The following is a 13,429-nucleotide window of genomic DNA, read 5'->3' on the forward strand; positions in this document are numbered from 1 at the left end:
CCTCCATGTCAGTGACCGCCATCGGCAGGCGCTGCCGCGGCGAGAGTGGTTGAATTGTCGCCGTCAGCAGGCGCGCCGCCGCCATTGACGGCGGTCTGCAAGTCGGATTGGGCAAGGAAAAATCTTTGCCTGGCATCGATTGCACCGCGCAGCGACGCGAGCCGCTGCCGCGCCTCGGTGAGCAGCGCGAAGATATCGACCTGCATGCTGGAGAAGCGGAGCTGCATCTCCTCGGTGATGATTTTTCGCAAGGGGATGATCTCGCGCTGATAATGGCTGGCGATGTCGTAGCCGGAGCGATAGACCCGATAAGCATCGCGTGCCTCGGAGCGTACATTCACGGCGCGCTCGGTCAGCCGGTTGAAGGCGAAATTGTAGGTCTCCGCCGCCTGCCGCACCCGCACCTCGCCGCCGTCGAAGATCGGGATCTGGAACTGCACGTCGAAGCCGCGCTCGCGGAACGGCGCGCCTTCCGGATCCCGGGTGCGGCGGGAGATGCCGGCGAGATCGAGCAGGGTCACGAAGCGCGTCGCCTCCGTGAGGTTCAGCGACTTTGCGAGCGCGCTCAGCTCGAGCCGCGCGATCTGCAGGTCGATGCGATGGGCGACCGCGTCGGCTTCGATCGACGGCAAAGCCTGCGGCCGGCGTGGCAGCGGCGGCAGTTGATTGGGCAGCCGGAAGTCGAGGCCGCCGTCCCACAGCCCCATCAGGCGCGCCAGCTTTTCGCGCGCGCTCGTCGCCGTCTGTCGCGCGGTGGCGAGGTCGGCGGTGGTTTCGGCGTAAAACACCTGTTCTCGGGCCTGATCGAGCTTGTTGATCGAGCCAGTTTCGCCGAGCTTGACCGCGAGCTGCGCGGTTGATTCCGCCGTCGCCTTCGCATCCGTCAGCAACGCCACCATCTCGTTGCCGCCAACGGCGCGCCAATAAGCGCGGCGGACATCGGCGGCAAGCCGCAACGTCGCCAGGCTTGCGCGCAATTGCGCCTGGCGGAAACGGTCGCGGGCGATTTCCGAGCGGAACGGCAGGGTGGCGAGCGCGAGGATGTCGCCGACAATTTGACGCTCGATTTCGCTGGCGCCGTTGCCCGAGATCCGGGAGACCGAGAACACGGGATTGGGCGGCAGGCTCTGCTCGACGAGATCGGTCTCGGCCAGCGCCAGCTCGTTATAAGCGGCCTGAAGCCCCTTGTTGTTGAGCAGTGCGATCTGCACGGCGGTCTCGATGCTGAGTGTTCGCGACAGCAGCTGGCGACCGCGCGCGTCGACGGCGCCGGCTCCTTCGGTTGTTCGCACAAAGGCGACATCCTTGTTGATGGTCTGGCTCGTCAGTTCCGAGACGGCCTTCATGCCGCTGTCGGGCGAGAAGGCGGCGCAGCCTGCAAGTCCAAACGAGGTGAGACCGAGCAGGCTTAGCGCGAGACGATGTGTCATGGCGCGCTCCTACCGGTCTTGCTTGAGCTGCGGCGCGACGCTCTCGTTGCGCTCGCGCCATGGTGCCGGCGTCGCGGGCCGCAGGCTGGTGTAGGGCGCAATCGTCGAACGATAGCCGGCGCGCGCGATCTTGGCCGCGGGATCGGCAGGATCAGCGCCAGCGACTTGTATCGTTGCCGGCATGCAGCCGGACAACGCCAAGGCCGTCGCGGCCAGCAGCGGCCAATTGAATCGAAAGTGTCGTCCCCGCGCCGCGGATGCAGCGGCGGACTTCGCCCCGGAAAGCGTAAGCATGAGTCATCCCTGATCTGTCTGGAGACCACAGGTGCGCGCGCGCGGATGCGCGCTCGGCCTGACGTCGTCGCGCGTCAGATCAGGCGATCGGAGGGCGGTAGTGCAGGGGCGGCGCCGCGCTGTGCAGGCTGGCCACGATCTCGGGCGAGCAGGCGGAAACCGGCTGAAGCGACTTTGCGACGCTGGGCAGGTCGGCCGGCAGCGCGCTCACGCACATCATCGCGCAGCACGGTCCCGCCGTACCCTTGCCGCCGTGATGATGAGGGGTGGGGGGCGCGTCCTGCGCGGCGCCCTGATGATGCGCATGCGGCCTGGCGTGGTCATGCGAGGCGCCGTCATGCGTGTGGCCGGCCTGCATCTGGTGATGCACCGGCACGCGGTCGGCGAGAAGCGCGTCGTCGAGGCACGGTGCTGGAGCGCTACCCCAGGCGAGGCTTGCGGCCGGCGCGATCACGCAGAACAGATAGGCGAAGGCAATGAAGCGCCCCACCTTGATCCGCATCGATCGTGTCAATCGCAGCAACATTCCGCCGACATGCTCTCCGCGCCGCCGTGTTGCATGCGCTGATTTGCAAAATAATGACAAAACGCGCGTTCGCCAAGCTCCATCTTACCGCAGTGCACCGTGCATGCCCAATATCGCGCCACAATGGTTGACCCTGTGGTGATCCGCGGGCCATGGTCCCGCCCGTGCACGCACCAAATCAGTCAGGACAAACACCCGAAGCATTCACCCCTGATTCGCGTCAGGCCTGGATGCGCCTCGTCATTGCGCTTCTGATCGGCTCGATCGGCGGCGTCGGCATGTGGGCGATCGTCGTCATGATTCCCGCGGTGCAAGCCGAATTCTCCGCCACGCGCGGCGCGGTGTCGCTGGCTTTCACCCTGATGATGTTCGGTTTCGGGCTTGGCGGCGTCATCGCCGGCAGGATCACCGACCGCTTCGGCATCGTGGCGGCTATGGCGATCAGCATTGCCTTCCTCGGGGTCGCCAATGTGCTGGCGGGTCTGTCGACCCAGCTCTGGCAGTTCGTGGCGGCGTATTTCCTGATCGGGCTCGGCACGTCGGCGACCTTTGCGCCGCTGATGGCGGAGGCCTCGCACTGGTTCGAGCGCTATCGCGGCCTGGCCGTGACGATCGTCGCCAGCGGCAATTATGTCGCCGGCACGATGTGGCCGCCGCTCGTGAGCACGGGCATGCAGACGATCGGCTGGCGCTTCACTCATATCGGCATCGGCCTCGTCTGCGTCAGCCTGATGACCATCCTGGTGCTGGTCCTGCGCGCGCAGATGGGCGACGACAAGGTTCACGATCATGCCAATGCAGCGCCGCCGCGGGTCGACCTCAAGCTCTCGACCAACACGCTGACGGTGCTGCTCTCGATCGCCAGCATTTCCTGCTGCGTCGCCATGGCAATGCCGCAGGTGCATATCGTCGCCTATTGCGGCGATCTCGGATATGGCGTGGCGCGCGGCGCCGAGATGCTGTCGCTGATGATGGCCTGCGGCATCGTCAGCCGGATCGGCTCGGGCTACCTCGCCGACAAGATCGGCGGCATCCCCACACTGCTGATCGGTGCGGTGGCGCAAGGCTTCGCACTCGTGTTCTATCTGTTCTTCGACGGCCTGACCTCGCTCTATTTGATCTCAGCGATGTTCGGCCTGTTCCAGGGCGGGATCGTTCCGAGCTATGCCATCATCGTACGCGAGGCGATGCCGGCGAGCGAGGCCGCAACCCGCGTCGGCATCGTGATCTTCGCGTCCGTGTTCGGCATGTCCTTCGGCGGCTGGGTCTCGGGCGTCATCTTCGACGCGACAGGTTCCTACGCGGCGGCGTTCGCCAACGGCGTGGCGTGGAACGCGCTCAATATCGGCATCGTCTTGACGCTGCTGATCCGCTCGCGGATCAATGCAGTCAGGACCGGTCCGGGTTTTGCGACCTAGACTGCCTGTCCCACCTTCAGCAGCGAACAACCCGTGATCTTGTAGCTGCCGTCCGGTTGCTGCTCCAGCGTGTAGAGCGCTTCCCAGGCCTCGCCATTGGCATCGATGATATGGACGTGCTGGGCAATCCGGCTGCCCTCGCTCTTGCTGCCGCCAAATTCAAAGCTCTTGTGCCGGTACACCGGCGGATAGCCGTTTTGCACCATGGACATGAAGATGTCGGGCGCGGGGAAGATCTCCTGGATCGCAGGAGCGGCGTAGGAATAGGCCCCGCGCGCGTCGTCACGGCCGAATGCCTGCTCCTGGGCGCGGATGATACTCTGTGCCGTCGCGACATCGTCGGCGCGCGCTGAGATGGGACCGAAGGCGACACTGAGAAAGACCAGCAAGGCGGCGATGCGCATGACAAGCTCCGCGTTGAAATCCCGGCGGCGCCGATCCTAGCACATCTCGAGGGCTATCGCTTCCGCTTTGCAGCCGGCTTCGCAGGCTTGGCGGACGCGCGGACCTTGGCTTTCATGGCAGGCTGCACCCGCAAACCGTCAACGAACACGTCGAGCATCCGCAGCACCGAGGATTGCCAGCCGGGCTGGTCGTGCATGTAGCACATGCCAAAGAACGCGCGCAGCAAGTCCTCGGGACTGACGTCCGCGCGCATCGCGCCGGCCGCGGCTGCGCGATCGAGCAGCGAGCCGATCGCCTTGGTCAGGCGCTCAAAGGAAAAGGCATGCAACTCCGACCCGCTCTGCACCGCGAGTGCCAAGGCTGCCACCATGCCCTTCTTGGTGGCAACGAATTCGACTCCTGAGCGCAGCCAGCGCCTGAGCGCGTCGACCGGGTCACTGGCGTTCTTCAACTGCTCGGCGAGCTCGCTGAGCTGCTCGACCTCGCGCCGGTACACCGCCTCGAACAAATCCTCGCGGGTCGGGAAATGCCGATAGAGCGTGCCGATGCCAACGCCGGCGCGTTTTGCCACCGCCTCCAGGCTCGCCTCCGGACCACCCGCGTTGAACACGGCCTTGGCCGCCTCGAGCACGCGCTCGCGATTGCGCACGGCATCGGCACGGGGCTTGCGGGTCTGGTCGGTGGTGTGGTCGTCCATCCACGCAATGTAGATCACGAATTGGTTAGATTGAACCCTTACGGGGCTGCATCGCGCTGATGCGCACGGGCTTTTGACGAATTCCAAATATTTCCCGCCGGCCCTTGTTAAGCGGAGGCTGCCTCCGTATCTTCGCTGAAGTCGTTGCCCCGGATGATGTTCGGGGGGCGCATATCGACGGCGGCCACGGCGGTGGCGCGCTGCGCGATCACTCATGTCTATTCCTGATCGGAGCCTTGTATGAACCACTCCATCAGCCTCACCGTGAACGGTGCGCGGCGCGACTTCGTCCTCGACGATCCGCGCGTCACGCTGCTCGATCTCCTGCGTGAGCGCCTCCACCTGACCGGAACCAAGAAGGGATGCGACCGCGGCCAATGCGGCGCCTGCACCATTCTCGTCGACGGCAAGCGCATCAACTCCTGTCTCGCGCTGGCCATCAGTCATGATGGCGCCGACATTCTCACCATCGAGGGCCTGGCGCGCGGCGACCAGCTTCACCCCGTGCAGGCCGCTTTCATCTCCCACGACGGATTTCAGTGCGGCTTCTGCACGCCCGGCCAGATCATGAGCGCGATCGGCATGATGAGCGAGGCACAGGCCGGCAACGATCCCGAGCGCATTCGCGAATGCATGAGCGGCAATCTGTGTCGCTGCGGCGCCTATGCCGGCATCGTCGATGCCGTGCTCGACGCGCAGGCCGGCATGGACGAATCCAATCAGAGGCGCTCCGCATGAAGCAATTTGATTATGTCAGGCCCGCCACGGTCGCCGAAGCCGTCGCGGCCGCGACGCAGCCGGGCGCCGTCTATCTCGCCGCCGGCACCAATCTGCTCGATCTGATGAAGGGCGGCGTCAGCCGTCCGGATCGTCTGGTCGACGTTACCCATCTCGACGGACTCGATCGGGTCGAGCGCCTCGCCGACGGTGGTATCCGCATCGGCGCACTGGTGAGCAACGCCGATCTTGCGCATGACGCAGACTTTGCCAAGGCCTATCCGGCCGTCGCCGAAGCGCTGCTCTCCGGCGCATCGGCGCAACTGCGCAATGCCGCGACCGTCGGCGGCAATCTGCTGCAGCGGACGCGCTGCGCGTATTTCTACGACACCGCAAGCCGCTGCAACAAGCGCGAGGCCGGCAGCGGCTGCGACGCCCGCGACGGCGAGAACCGCACCCACGCCGTGCTCGGCTGGAGCGAAAACTGCATCGCCACGCATCCGTCCGATTTCTGCGTGCCGCTGGTCGCGCTCGACGCCATCGTCGAGATCGAAGGCAGGAACGGGCGGCGCGAGATCGCGCTCGACGAACTGCATCGCCTGCCCGGCGATACGCCTGAGCGTGAATCGGCGCTCGAACCGGGGGATCTCATCGTCGCGGTGCGTCTGCCGCCCGCGGCGCGCGGCTTTGCCGCTCATGCGCGCTATCTCAAGGTCCGCGATAGAACGTCCTACGCGTTCGCCGTCGTCTCGGCTGCGGCTGCGCTGCGGATCGAGAACGGCAAGATCGCGGAGGCGCGGCTTGCGCTCGGCGGCGTCGCCGCAAAGCCCTGGCGCGCCCGCGCTGCGGAGGACATGCTCAGGAACGTCGCGCCCACGGTGCACGCTTTCCAGGAAGCCGCCTCGCGCGCGCTCGCCGACGCAAAACCGTCCGGCGACAACGCCTTCAAGATCGAGCTCGCGCGCCGCATCGTCGTGCGCGCGCTGAGCCTCGCCGCTGCCGGTACGCCTGCGCGCATCCCCGCGCTGCCGGCCTCTCCCTTTGCCTCGACGTCCGGAGCCATTCATGCCTGAGGTTAATCTCACCAGCGCGCCCGCTCATCTGCGCCACGGCTCGAACATCGGCCAGCCGCTGACCCGCCGCGACGGCGTGCTTAAGGTCAAAGGCCAGGCGACCTACGCCGCTGACAATCATCCGCCCGGTATGCTGTTTGCAGTGATGGCCGTTTCCAGCATCGCGCACGGCCGCGTGACTTCGCTCGACGTCAGCGCCGCCAAGCGCCACCCCGGCGTCGTCGATGTCATGACGCCAGACCACAAGCCTGGGCTCGCGATCGATCCCGAGATCAAGACCAATCCCTTCGTGTTCCGGATGGAGGTGTTGCAGAGCAATGAGGTCCGCTACGCCAACCAGCCGATCGCCGTCGTGATCGCCGAGACGCTGGAGGCTGCGACCGAAGGCGCGGCGCTGCTGGCGCCGCGCTACGAGACGCTGCCCGCGCTCATCGGCCTCGATGCGGGTGAAAGCTTCGTGCCGCCGGTCGTCGGTGTCGGCAACCCCACGGAAAATCACCGCGGCGATGTCGAGGCGGGGCTTGCCTCCGCCGACAAGCGGATCGACGCGATCTACGAGACGCCGCCGCAATATCACAATGCGATGGAGCCGCATGCGATCGTGGCTGCCTGGGACGGCGACAGTCTGCAGATCGACATGCCGACCCAGGGTCTCATGCTGTCGCTGGCGCGCGTTGCCGAATTATTCGGCATCGCGCACGACAAGATCCACATCCGCAGCCCGTTCCTCGGCGGCGGCTTCGGCTCGAAGGGGCTCATGGCCGGCCCTCCGGTGCTCGGCATCATGGCGGCAAAGCTCGTCGGCAAACCGGTCAAGCTGGTGCTGCGCCGTGAGCAGATGTACGGCCCGGTCGGCCATCGCGCGCCGACGCGGCAGCGGCTGCGCATCGGCACAGATGGCGAGGGGCGCCTGACCGCGCTCGATCACCATGCGAGGACCGTGTCGAGCACGTTCGACGATTTCTACGAACCCGCGGCTGATGCCTCGCACACGCTCTATGCGGCGCCCGCGATCCGCACCTCGCATGATGCCGTGCGCGTCAACACCGGCACGCCGTTGTTCATGCGCGCGCCGGGCGAGGCCACCGGCTCGATCGCGCTAGAGAGCGCGATCGACGAGATGGCGTGGGCTTGCGGCATCGATCCGCTCGCCTTTCGTCTGAAGAACTATGCCGAGGTCGAGCCCATCACCGGCAAGCCGTTCTCGTCCAAGGCATTGCGCGCCTGCTACGAGCAGGGAGCGGCGCGCTTCGGCTGGGCGAAGCGATCGCTCCAGCCGCGGCAGATGCGCGACGACGATGGCCTTCTGGTCGGCTGGGGCATGGGCACCGCGACGTTCCCGGCGCTGATGTTCCAGGCCGAGGCACGCGCAGTGCTTCGCCGCGACGGCTCCGGCGCCATGGAAATCGGCGCGCATGACATGGGGCAGGGCGCCTGGACGGCGCTGGCGCAGATTGCGGCCGACGAACTGGGGCTTGATATCGACCGCGTCGAGTTCAAGGCGGGTTCATCCGACCTGCCCGATGCCGGCATCGCCGGCGGCTCGGCACACACGGCAACCGCGGGTGCCGCGATCCACAGCGCAGGCGCGGCCGTGATTGCAAAACTCGCCGATCTCGCCACCAACGATGAGCGCTCGCCGCTGTTTGGCGCCGGCAATGCCGGCGTGATCGCGCGCGATGGCAGGTTGATCCGGCGCGACGACGAGAGCCGCGGCGAAAGCTATTCCGAGATTCTCGCGCGCGCCGGCGTCGCCGAGCTCGAGGCGCGCGGCACGGGCGCGCCGAATCCGGCGGCGATGGAGGAGTATGCGATGCACGCCCACGGCGCGGTGTTCGCGGAGGTGAAGGTCGATCCCGAGCTCGGCCAGGTCCGCGTCACCCGCATGGTCGGCGCTTTCGCCGCGGGACGCATCGTCAACCCGCGTATGGTGCAGAGCCAGCTGTTCGGTGGCATGATCTGGGGCCTGTCCTTTGCGTTGCACGAGGAAGCCATCACCGACCGCCGCACGGGCCGGATCATGAACGCCAATCTCGGCGAGTACCATATCCCGGTGAATGCCGACGTGCCGCCGCTCGACGTGATCACGGTCGATGAGCACGACCCGCACGTGAACGCGCTCGGTATCAAGGGTGTCGGCGAGATCGGCATCACCGGCAGTGCGGGCGCGGTCGCCAACGCGGTGTGGCATGCGACTGGGGTGCGTGTCCGCCGTTTTCCGATCCGGATCGAGGAGTTGCTGACGTAGCCTGAGGCCGCGGGCCGGCGAGGCTGTCTCGCTCTCCGCCTGCTAGTGCAGCTTCTTGCGAAGAGCCTTGAGCGCTTCTCGCTGCGACTCGATGTAGTTCGCGATGGCCTTGCGCAGCTCCTCCGAATGGAGCTTGTCGTTGTCGCGCTGCACTTCATCGAGTGCGGCCTCTGCATTTGCGAGCGTGATCTTCATAGCGAGCCCTGTTACGAAGCGGCTCCGGAAAGCGGAGGCTGCTTGGCTATGGCTCGAAATATATAGAGGATCAGGCTGCGGAAATTGAGATGGCTCAAGCTCCGTAAGATACCGGTGGCTCCGTAGGATCGCGGATAACTTTAAAATGTCGGCGGTGTGCAGGCCGAGATCACCTCGCACGGCTTGCCGCCGACGCAGCGGAAGCGATGCGGACGCCGGCTCTCGAAGTAATAGGCATCGCCCGGATTGAGGATGCGGCGCTCGTCCTCGACGGTGACTTCGAGCTTTCCCGAGATCACGATGCCGCCTTCCTCCCCGTCATGGACGAGGTGAACGCGCCCGGTGTCGCTGCCGGGCTCGTAGCGCTCCTTCAGGATCTGCAGGCTGCGACCGAACAGATTGTCGCCGATCTGCCGATAGGAGATCGGCTTCTTGCCGACCTCGGTCAGCTCTTCGCCGCGGTAAAATATCTTGCGCCGGCTCTCCGGCTCCAGCGCGAAGAATTCGGCGAGCCCCATCGGAATGCCGTCGAGGATGCGCTTGAGGGCGCCGACCGACGGGTTCATCTGGTTGGATTCGATCAGCGAGATCGTCGAATTGGTGACGCCGGCGCGCTTGGCGAGTTCGCGCTGCGACAGCTTCTGGCGCGCCCGGATGAATCGCAGCCGTCCACCGATATCGACGCTCATGTCCCTGTCCCGTGTTGCAGGTGTTGCGGATCGCGCAAATATGGACCGGCAGCCCCAGTTAAATCAATGGCTTGCAGCCTCTCAGAAAAGGACTTGTTGCGCTTTTCAAGCCGTGCCTCTGGTAGCAGGTCAGCAAAGGAGCGTGGCCCGTGACCCTTCATCAGATTCCGAACACCATCAAGACCGACTCGTTCTGGATGCCGTTCACGGCCAACCGGCAATTCAAGAAGGCGCCGCGCCTGTTCTCCTCGGCCGAGGGCATGCACTACACCACCGTCGACGGCCGCAAGGTGATCGACGCCTCCGCCGGCCTCTGGTGCGTCAATGCCGGCCACGGCCGCAAGCAGATCGCCGCCGCCGTCGAGCGCCAGCTGATGACGCTGGATTTCGCACCGTCGTTCCAGATGGGCCATCCGCTGGCATTCGACTTCGCCGAGCGTCTGGCCGAGATCGCGCCGAAGGGCCTCGATCGCATCTTCTTCACCAATTCCGGCTCCGAGTCGGTCGACACCGCGCTGAAGATCGCGCTCGCCTATCACCGCGCCAACGGCCAGGCGAGCCGCACCCGTCTGATCGGCCGCGAGCGCGGCTATCACGGCGTCGGCTTCGGCGGCACCTCGGTCGGCGGCATGGTCGCCAACCGCCGCGCCTTCGCGACCCTGCTGCCGGGCGTCGACCACATCCGTCACACCCACGATCTCACCCGCAACGCCTTCGCCAAGGATCAGCCCGAGCATGGCGCCGAGCTCGCCGATGATCTCGAGCGGTTGGTGGCCCTGCATGGCGCCGAGACCATCGCCGCCGTCATCGTCGAGCCAGTGCCCGGATCGACCGCGGTGTTGCCGCCGCCGAAGGGCTATCTCCAGCGCCTGCGCGACATCTGCGATAAGCACGGTATTCTCCTGATCTTCGACGAGGTCATCACCGGCTTCGGCCGCCTCGGCACGCCGTTCGCCGCCAACTTCTTCGGCGTCACGCCTGACATGATGACGACGGCCAAGGGCATCACCAACGGCACCGTTCCCTGCGGCGCCGTGTTTGCGAGCCGCAAGGTTCACGACGGCCTGATGGTCGGCCCGGAGAACGCGATGGAGCTGTTCCACGGCTACACCTATTCGGCGCACCCGGTCGCCTGCGCCGCGGGCATCGCGACGCTCGACATCTACAAGGATGAAGGCCTGCTGACGCGCGGTGCTTCGATCTCTGAATACTGGCGCGACGCGCTGCATTCGCTGAAGGGCCTGCCCAACGTCGTCGATATCCGCAATTGCGGCCTGATGGGCGCGGTCGAGCTGTCGCCGCGTGACGGCACCGTCGGCGTGCGTGGCTACGACGTCATGGTCGACTGCTTCAATCGCGGGCTGTACTTCCGCATGAGCGGCGATAGCTTTGCGCTGTCGCCTCCGCTCATCGTCGAGACGAGCCACATCGACGATATCGTGTCGATCCTCGGCGATGCCATCAAGCGGGTGGCCTGATAATTGCTCTCGCCGTTGCCGAGTTCCTCTTGCAGCGGCGAGCGTGATGCCGCGGGAGTTTGACCAAGCGTGAAAGTTCTGATCCTCGGCAGCGGTGTCATCGGTGTCACCTCTGCCTACTACCTCGCGCGTGCCGGCCATGAGGTGACGGTTGTCGACCGTCAGCCCGAACCGGCGCTCGAGACCTCCTTTGCCAATGCCGGCGAAGTGTCGCCCGGCTATTCCTCGCCGTGGGCCGGTCCCGGCGTCCCGGTGAAGGCGGTCAAATGGCTGCTGATGAAGCACGGCCCGCTGGTGATCCGGCCGAAGCTCGATCCCGTGATGTGGGTCTGGCTGCTCAAGATGCTGCGCAACTGCACCAGCGAACGCTACGCGATCAACAAGAGCCGGATGATTCCGATCGCGGAATACAGCCGCGATTGCCTGCGCGACCTGCGCCGCGACATCGGCATTCAATATGACGAGCGCTCACAGGGCACGCTGCAGCTGTTTCGCTACCAGGCCCAGCTCGACGGCACCGGTGAGGACATCGCCGTGCTCAAGCAATACGGCGTGCCGTTCGAGGTGCTGAGCCGTGAGGGCTGCATCGCGGCCGAGCCGGCGCTGGCGGGCGTGAAGGAGAAGTTCGCGGGCGGACTACGCTTGCCGCAGGACGAGACCGGCGATTGTCACATGTTCACGCAGGCACTGGCCAAGCATGCCGAAGCGCTCGGCGTGCGCTTCATGTTCAATACCGGCATCGACCGCATCGTCACCGACGGGGCGCGCGTCAGCGGCGTCGCGACCAGCGCTGGGATGTTGCAGGCAGACGCTTACGTGCTCGCGCTCGGAAGCTGGTCGTCGCGGCTGGTCGCGCCGCTCGATATTTCGCTGCCAGTCTATCCCGTGAAGGGTTATTCGATCACGGTACCGATCAAGGACGCTTCCGGCGCGCCGGAATCGACGGTGATGGACGAGAGCTATAAAGTCGCCATCACGCGCCTCGGCAATCGCATCCGCGTCGGCGGCACCGCCGAAATCTCCGGCTTCTCGAGCCAGCTCTATGGTGCGCGGCGCGCCACGCTCGATCACTCGCTGACCGATCTGTTCCCGCGAGGCGGCGATCTCTCCAAGGCGACGTTCTGGAGCGGCCTGCGCCCGATGACGCCGGACGGCCCGCCCGTGATCGGCCCGACGCAATACGCCAACCTTCACCTCAACACCGGCCATGGCACGCTAGGCTGGACCATGTCCTGCGGCTCCGGCCGCGTGCTCGCCGACATGCTGTCAGGCAAAAAGCCGGACATTGATGTGAGTGCGCTGACAGTGGACCGGTACAAGTACCGGTTTGGCTAAGACTCTATCCTCCCGTCATTGCGAGGAGCTCTCGGGACGAAGCAATCCAGAGTGTCTCCGCGGTGAGAATGTGGATTGCTTCGCTTCGCTGGCAATGACGGCTGCGCTACGCCGTCCCCGTCACGCAATTCACCCACAGCACCACCGCCTTCGCGTCATTGGCTGGATTTGAAAACCGGTGCGGCCGACGGCTTGCAAACCGAAAACTGTCGCCCGTCTTCAGCGACCACGTCTCGCTGTCCACCGTCAGCATCATCTCGCCTTCGAGAACGAGGCCGGCTTCCTCGCCGTCATGGGTGTAGAGCTCGTCACCGGTGGAGCCGCCCGGCTCCAGATGCACCAGGAACAGGTTGAGCCGGTTGTCGGGGCTGGCGGGGCTCAGCAACTGCTTGGACACGCCGGTGCGCCAGAGCTTCAGCTCGGGCCGCTGCAGTCCGCGCGTGACCACCTGATCTGGTGCACCGTCGGCGTTCGGGCTCGCGCCGAACAGCGCGGCGATGCCGACGCCGAGCACGTCGGCGAGCGTGGCCAGCACGCGCAGCGACGGCGACGACAGTCCGCGCTCGATCTGGCTGAGGAAACCGATCGACAGCTCCGTGCGCGAGGCAACCGTCTCGAGCGAGAATTGCCTGATGCGCCTGAGATCGCGGATGCGGCGGCCGACCGCAACATCCATCGCCGGCTCGGCCGCTTTGGCGATAGCCCGGGCGGAGGCTTTCACCTTCACCTTCTTCACCGGCTTTGCGGCGGCCGGCCTGTGCATTCTCTTGCCACCGCTCACGTCAAACCGCTTCCTTCATGTGCATGAAAACCACTTGCATCGGCCGCAGAAGTGTGACCAAATTTTCATATTGGTGAAAATAGGCCGAAACGGCTTTGCCCGCAACGTCTGCGATGACGAGGTTTGCGAGCGCCGCCATCGGT

The 13,429-nt window shown here is 65.6% G+C and carries 14 protein-coding genes; 6 read left to right on the forward strand and 8 right to left on the reverse strand.

Going from position 1 to position 13,429, the window contains the following annotated elements:
- Positions 1 to 8: 8 nt before the first annotated feature.
- From ACIPUD_RS29145 to ACIPUD_RS29155, 3 genes are all read right to left on the reverse strand, one after another.
- Positions 9 to 1,430 carry a TolC family protein gene (locus tag ACIPUD_RS29145; RefSeq protein WP_247294686.1) on the reverse strand — a complete coding sequence of 474 codons (1,422 nt, stop codon included), beginning with the start codon at positions 1,428 to 1,430 and terminating at the stop codon, positions 9 to 11.
- Positions 1,431 to 1,439: 9 nt separating this feature from the next.
- Positions 1,440 to 1,724, reverse strand: a complete 285-nt coding sequence (locus tag ACIPUD_RS29150; RefSeq protein WP_018455708.1) for a hypothetical protein — start codon at positions 1,722 to 1,724, stop codon at positions 1,440 to 1,442.
- Between the two features lie 79 nt (positions 1,725 to 1,803).
- A complete protein-coding gene (locus ACIPUD_RS29155; protein ID WP_018455707.1) occupies positions 1,804 to 2,226 on the reverse strand; it encodes a hypothetical protein in 423 nt (140 codons plus the stop codon).
- A gap of 176 nt (positions 2,227 to 2,402) precedes the next feature.
- Here ACIPUD_RS29155 and ACIPUD_RS29160 point away from each other — a divergent pair, with 176 nt between their 5' ends.
- Positions 2,403 to 3,668 carry an MFS transporter gene (locus tag ACIPUD_RS29160; protein ID WP_026233006.1) on the forward strand — a complete coding sequence of 422 codons (1,266 nt, stop codon included), beginning with the start codon at positions 2,403 to 2,405 and terminating at the stop codon, positions 3,666 to 3,668.
- On the opposite strand, the gene ACIPUD_RS29165 is transcribed toward ACIPUD_RS29160, so the two are convergent.
- Positions 3,665 to 4,072, reverse strand: coding sequence for a DUF4864 domain-containing protein (locus tag ACIPUD_RS29165; protein WP_247294684.1), 408 nt, complete (start codon positions 4,070 to 4,072; stop codon positions 3,665 to 3,667). The two genes, ACIPUD_RS29160 and ACIPUD_RS29165, sit on opposite strands and share 4 nt — an antisense overlap.
- 53 nt (positions 4,073 to 4,125) lie before the next feature.
- Entirely contained in the window at positions 4,126 to 4,770 is a 645-nt protein-coding gene (locus ACIPUD_RS29170) for a TetR/AcrR family transcriptional regulator (protein ID WP_247294712.1), read from the reverse strand.
- Between the two features lie 240 nt (positions 4,771 to 5,010).
- Between ACIPUD_RS29170 and ACIPUD_RS29175 the strand changes: the two genes are divergently transcribed.
- From ACIPUD_RS29175 to ACIPUD_RS29185, 3 genes are read left to right on the forward strand one after another with little or no spacing between them, the layout of a single operon-like run.
- Positions 5,011 to 5,508: a (2Fe-2S)-binding protein gene (locus ACIPUD_RS29175; RefSeq protein WP_018455702.1), complete on the forward strand. Its 498-nt coding sequence runs from the start codon at positions 5,011 to 5,013 to the stop codon at positions 5,506 to 5,508.
- A complete protein-coding gene (locus ACIPUD_RS29180; protein ID WP_247294681.1) occupies positions 5,505 to 6,560 on the forward strand; it encodes an FAD binding domain-containing protein in 1,056 nt (351 codons plus the stop codon). The genes ACIPUD_RS29175 and ACIPUD_RS29180 overlap by 4 nt, the downstream gene beginning before the upstream one ends.
- A complete protein-coding gene (locus ACIPUD_RS29185) occupies positions 6,553 to 8,808 on the forward strand; it encodes a xanthine dehydrogenase family protein molybdopterin-binding subunit (protein ID WP_018455700.1) in 2,256 nt (751 codons plus the stop codon). Before ACIPUD_RS29180 ends, ACIPUD_RS29185 begins: the two co-directional genes overlap by 8 nt.
- A 42-nt stretch (positions 8,809 to 8,850) precedes the next feature.
- Here the strand turns inward: ACIPUD_RS29185 and ACIPUD_RS29190 are convergent, their stop codons facing one another.
- Together ACIPUD_RS29190 and ACIPUD_RS29195 are read right to left on the reverse strand one after the other, a co-directional pair.
- Positions 8,851 to 9,003, reverse strand: a complete 153-nt coding sequence (locus tag ACIPUD_RS29190) for a hypothetical protein (RefSeq protein WP_018455699.1) — start codon at positions 9,001 to 9,003, stop codon at positions 8,851 to 8,853.
- A gap of 140 nt (positions 9,004 to 9,143) precedes the next feature.
- Entirely contained in the window at positions 9,144 to 9,692 is a 549-nt protein-coding gene (locus ACIPUD_RS29195; RefSeq protein WP_007600574.1) for a cupin domain-containing protein, read from the reverse strand.
- Positions 9,693 to 9,841: 149 nt separating this feature from the next.
- Here ACIPUD_RS29195 and ACIPUD_RS29200 point away from each other — a divergent pair, with 149 nt between their 5' ends.
- Together ACIPUD_RS29200 and ACIPUD_RS29205 are read left to right on the forward strand one after the other, a co-directional pair.
- Positions 9,842 to 11,170 (forward strand): aminotransferase class III-fold pyridoxal phosphate-dependent enzyme, encoded by a 1,329-nt coding sequence (locus tag ACIPUD_RS29200; protein WP_446482001.1) that lies wholly within the window; start codon positions 9,842 to 9,844, stop codon positions 11,168 to 11,170.
- 69 nt (positions 11,171 to 11,239) lie between these two features.
- Positions 11,240 to 12,505, forward strand: a complete 1,266-nt coding sequence (locus ACIPUD_RS29205) for a D-amino acid dehydrogenase (RefSeq protein ID WP_085350328.1) — start codon at positions 11,240 to 11,242, stop codon at positions 12,503 to 12,505.
- A 106-nt stretch (positions 12,506 to 12,611) separates the two neighbouring features.
- Here the strand turns inward: ACIPUD_RS29205 and ACIPUD_RS29210 are convergent, their stop codons facing one another.
- Positions 12,612 to 13,268 carry a helix-turn-helix domain-containing protein gene (locus tag ACIPUD_RS29210; protein WP_018455696.1) on the reverse strand — a complete coding sequence of 219 codons (657 nt, stop codon included), beginning with the start codon at positions 13,266 to 13,268 and terminating at the stop codon, positions 12,612 to 12,614.
- Positions 13,269 to 13,429 lie beyond the last annotated feature (161 nt).

The sequence above is a fragment of the Bradyrhizobium sp. CAR08 genome, from assembly GCF_052871955.1.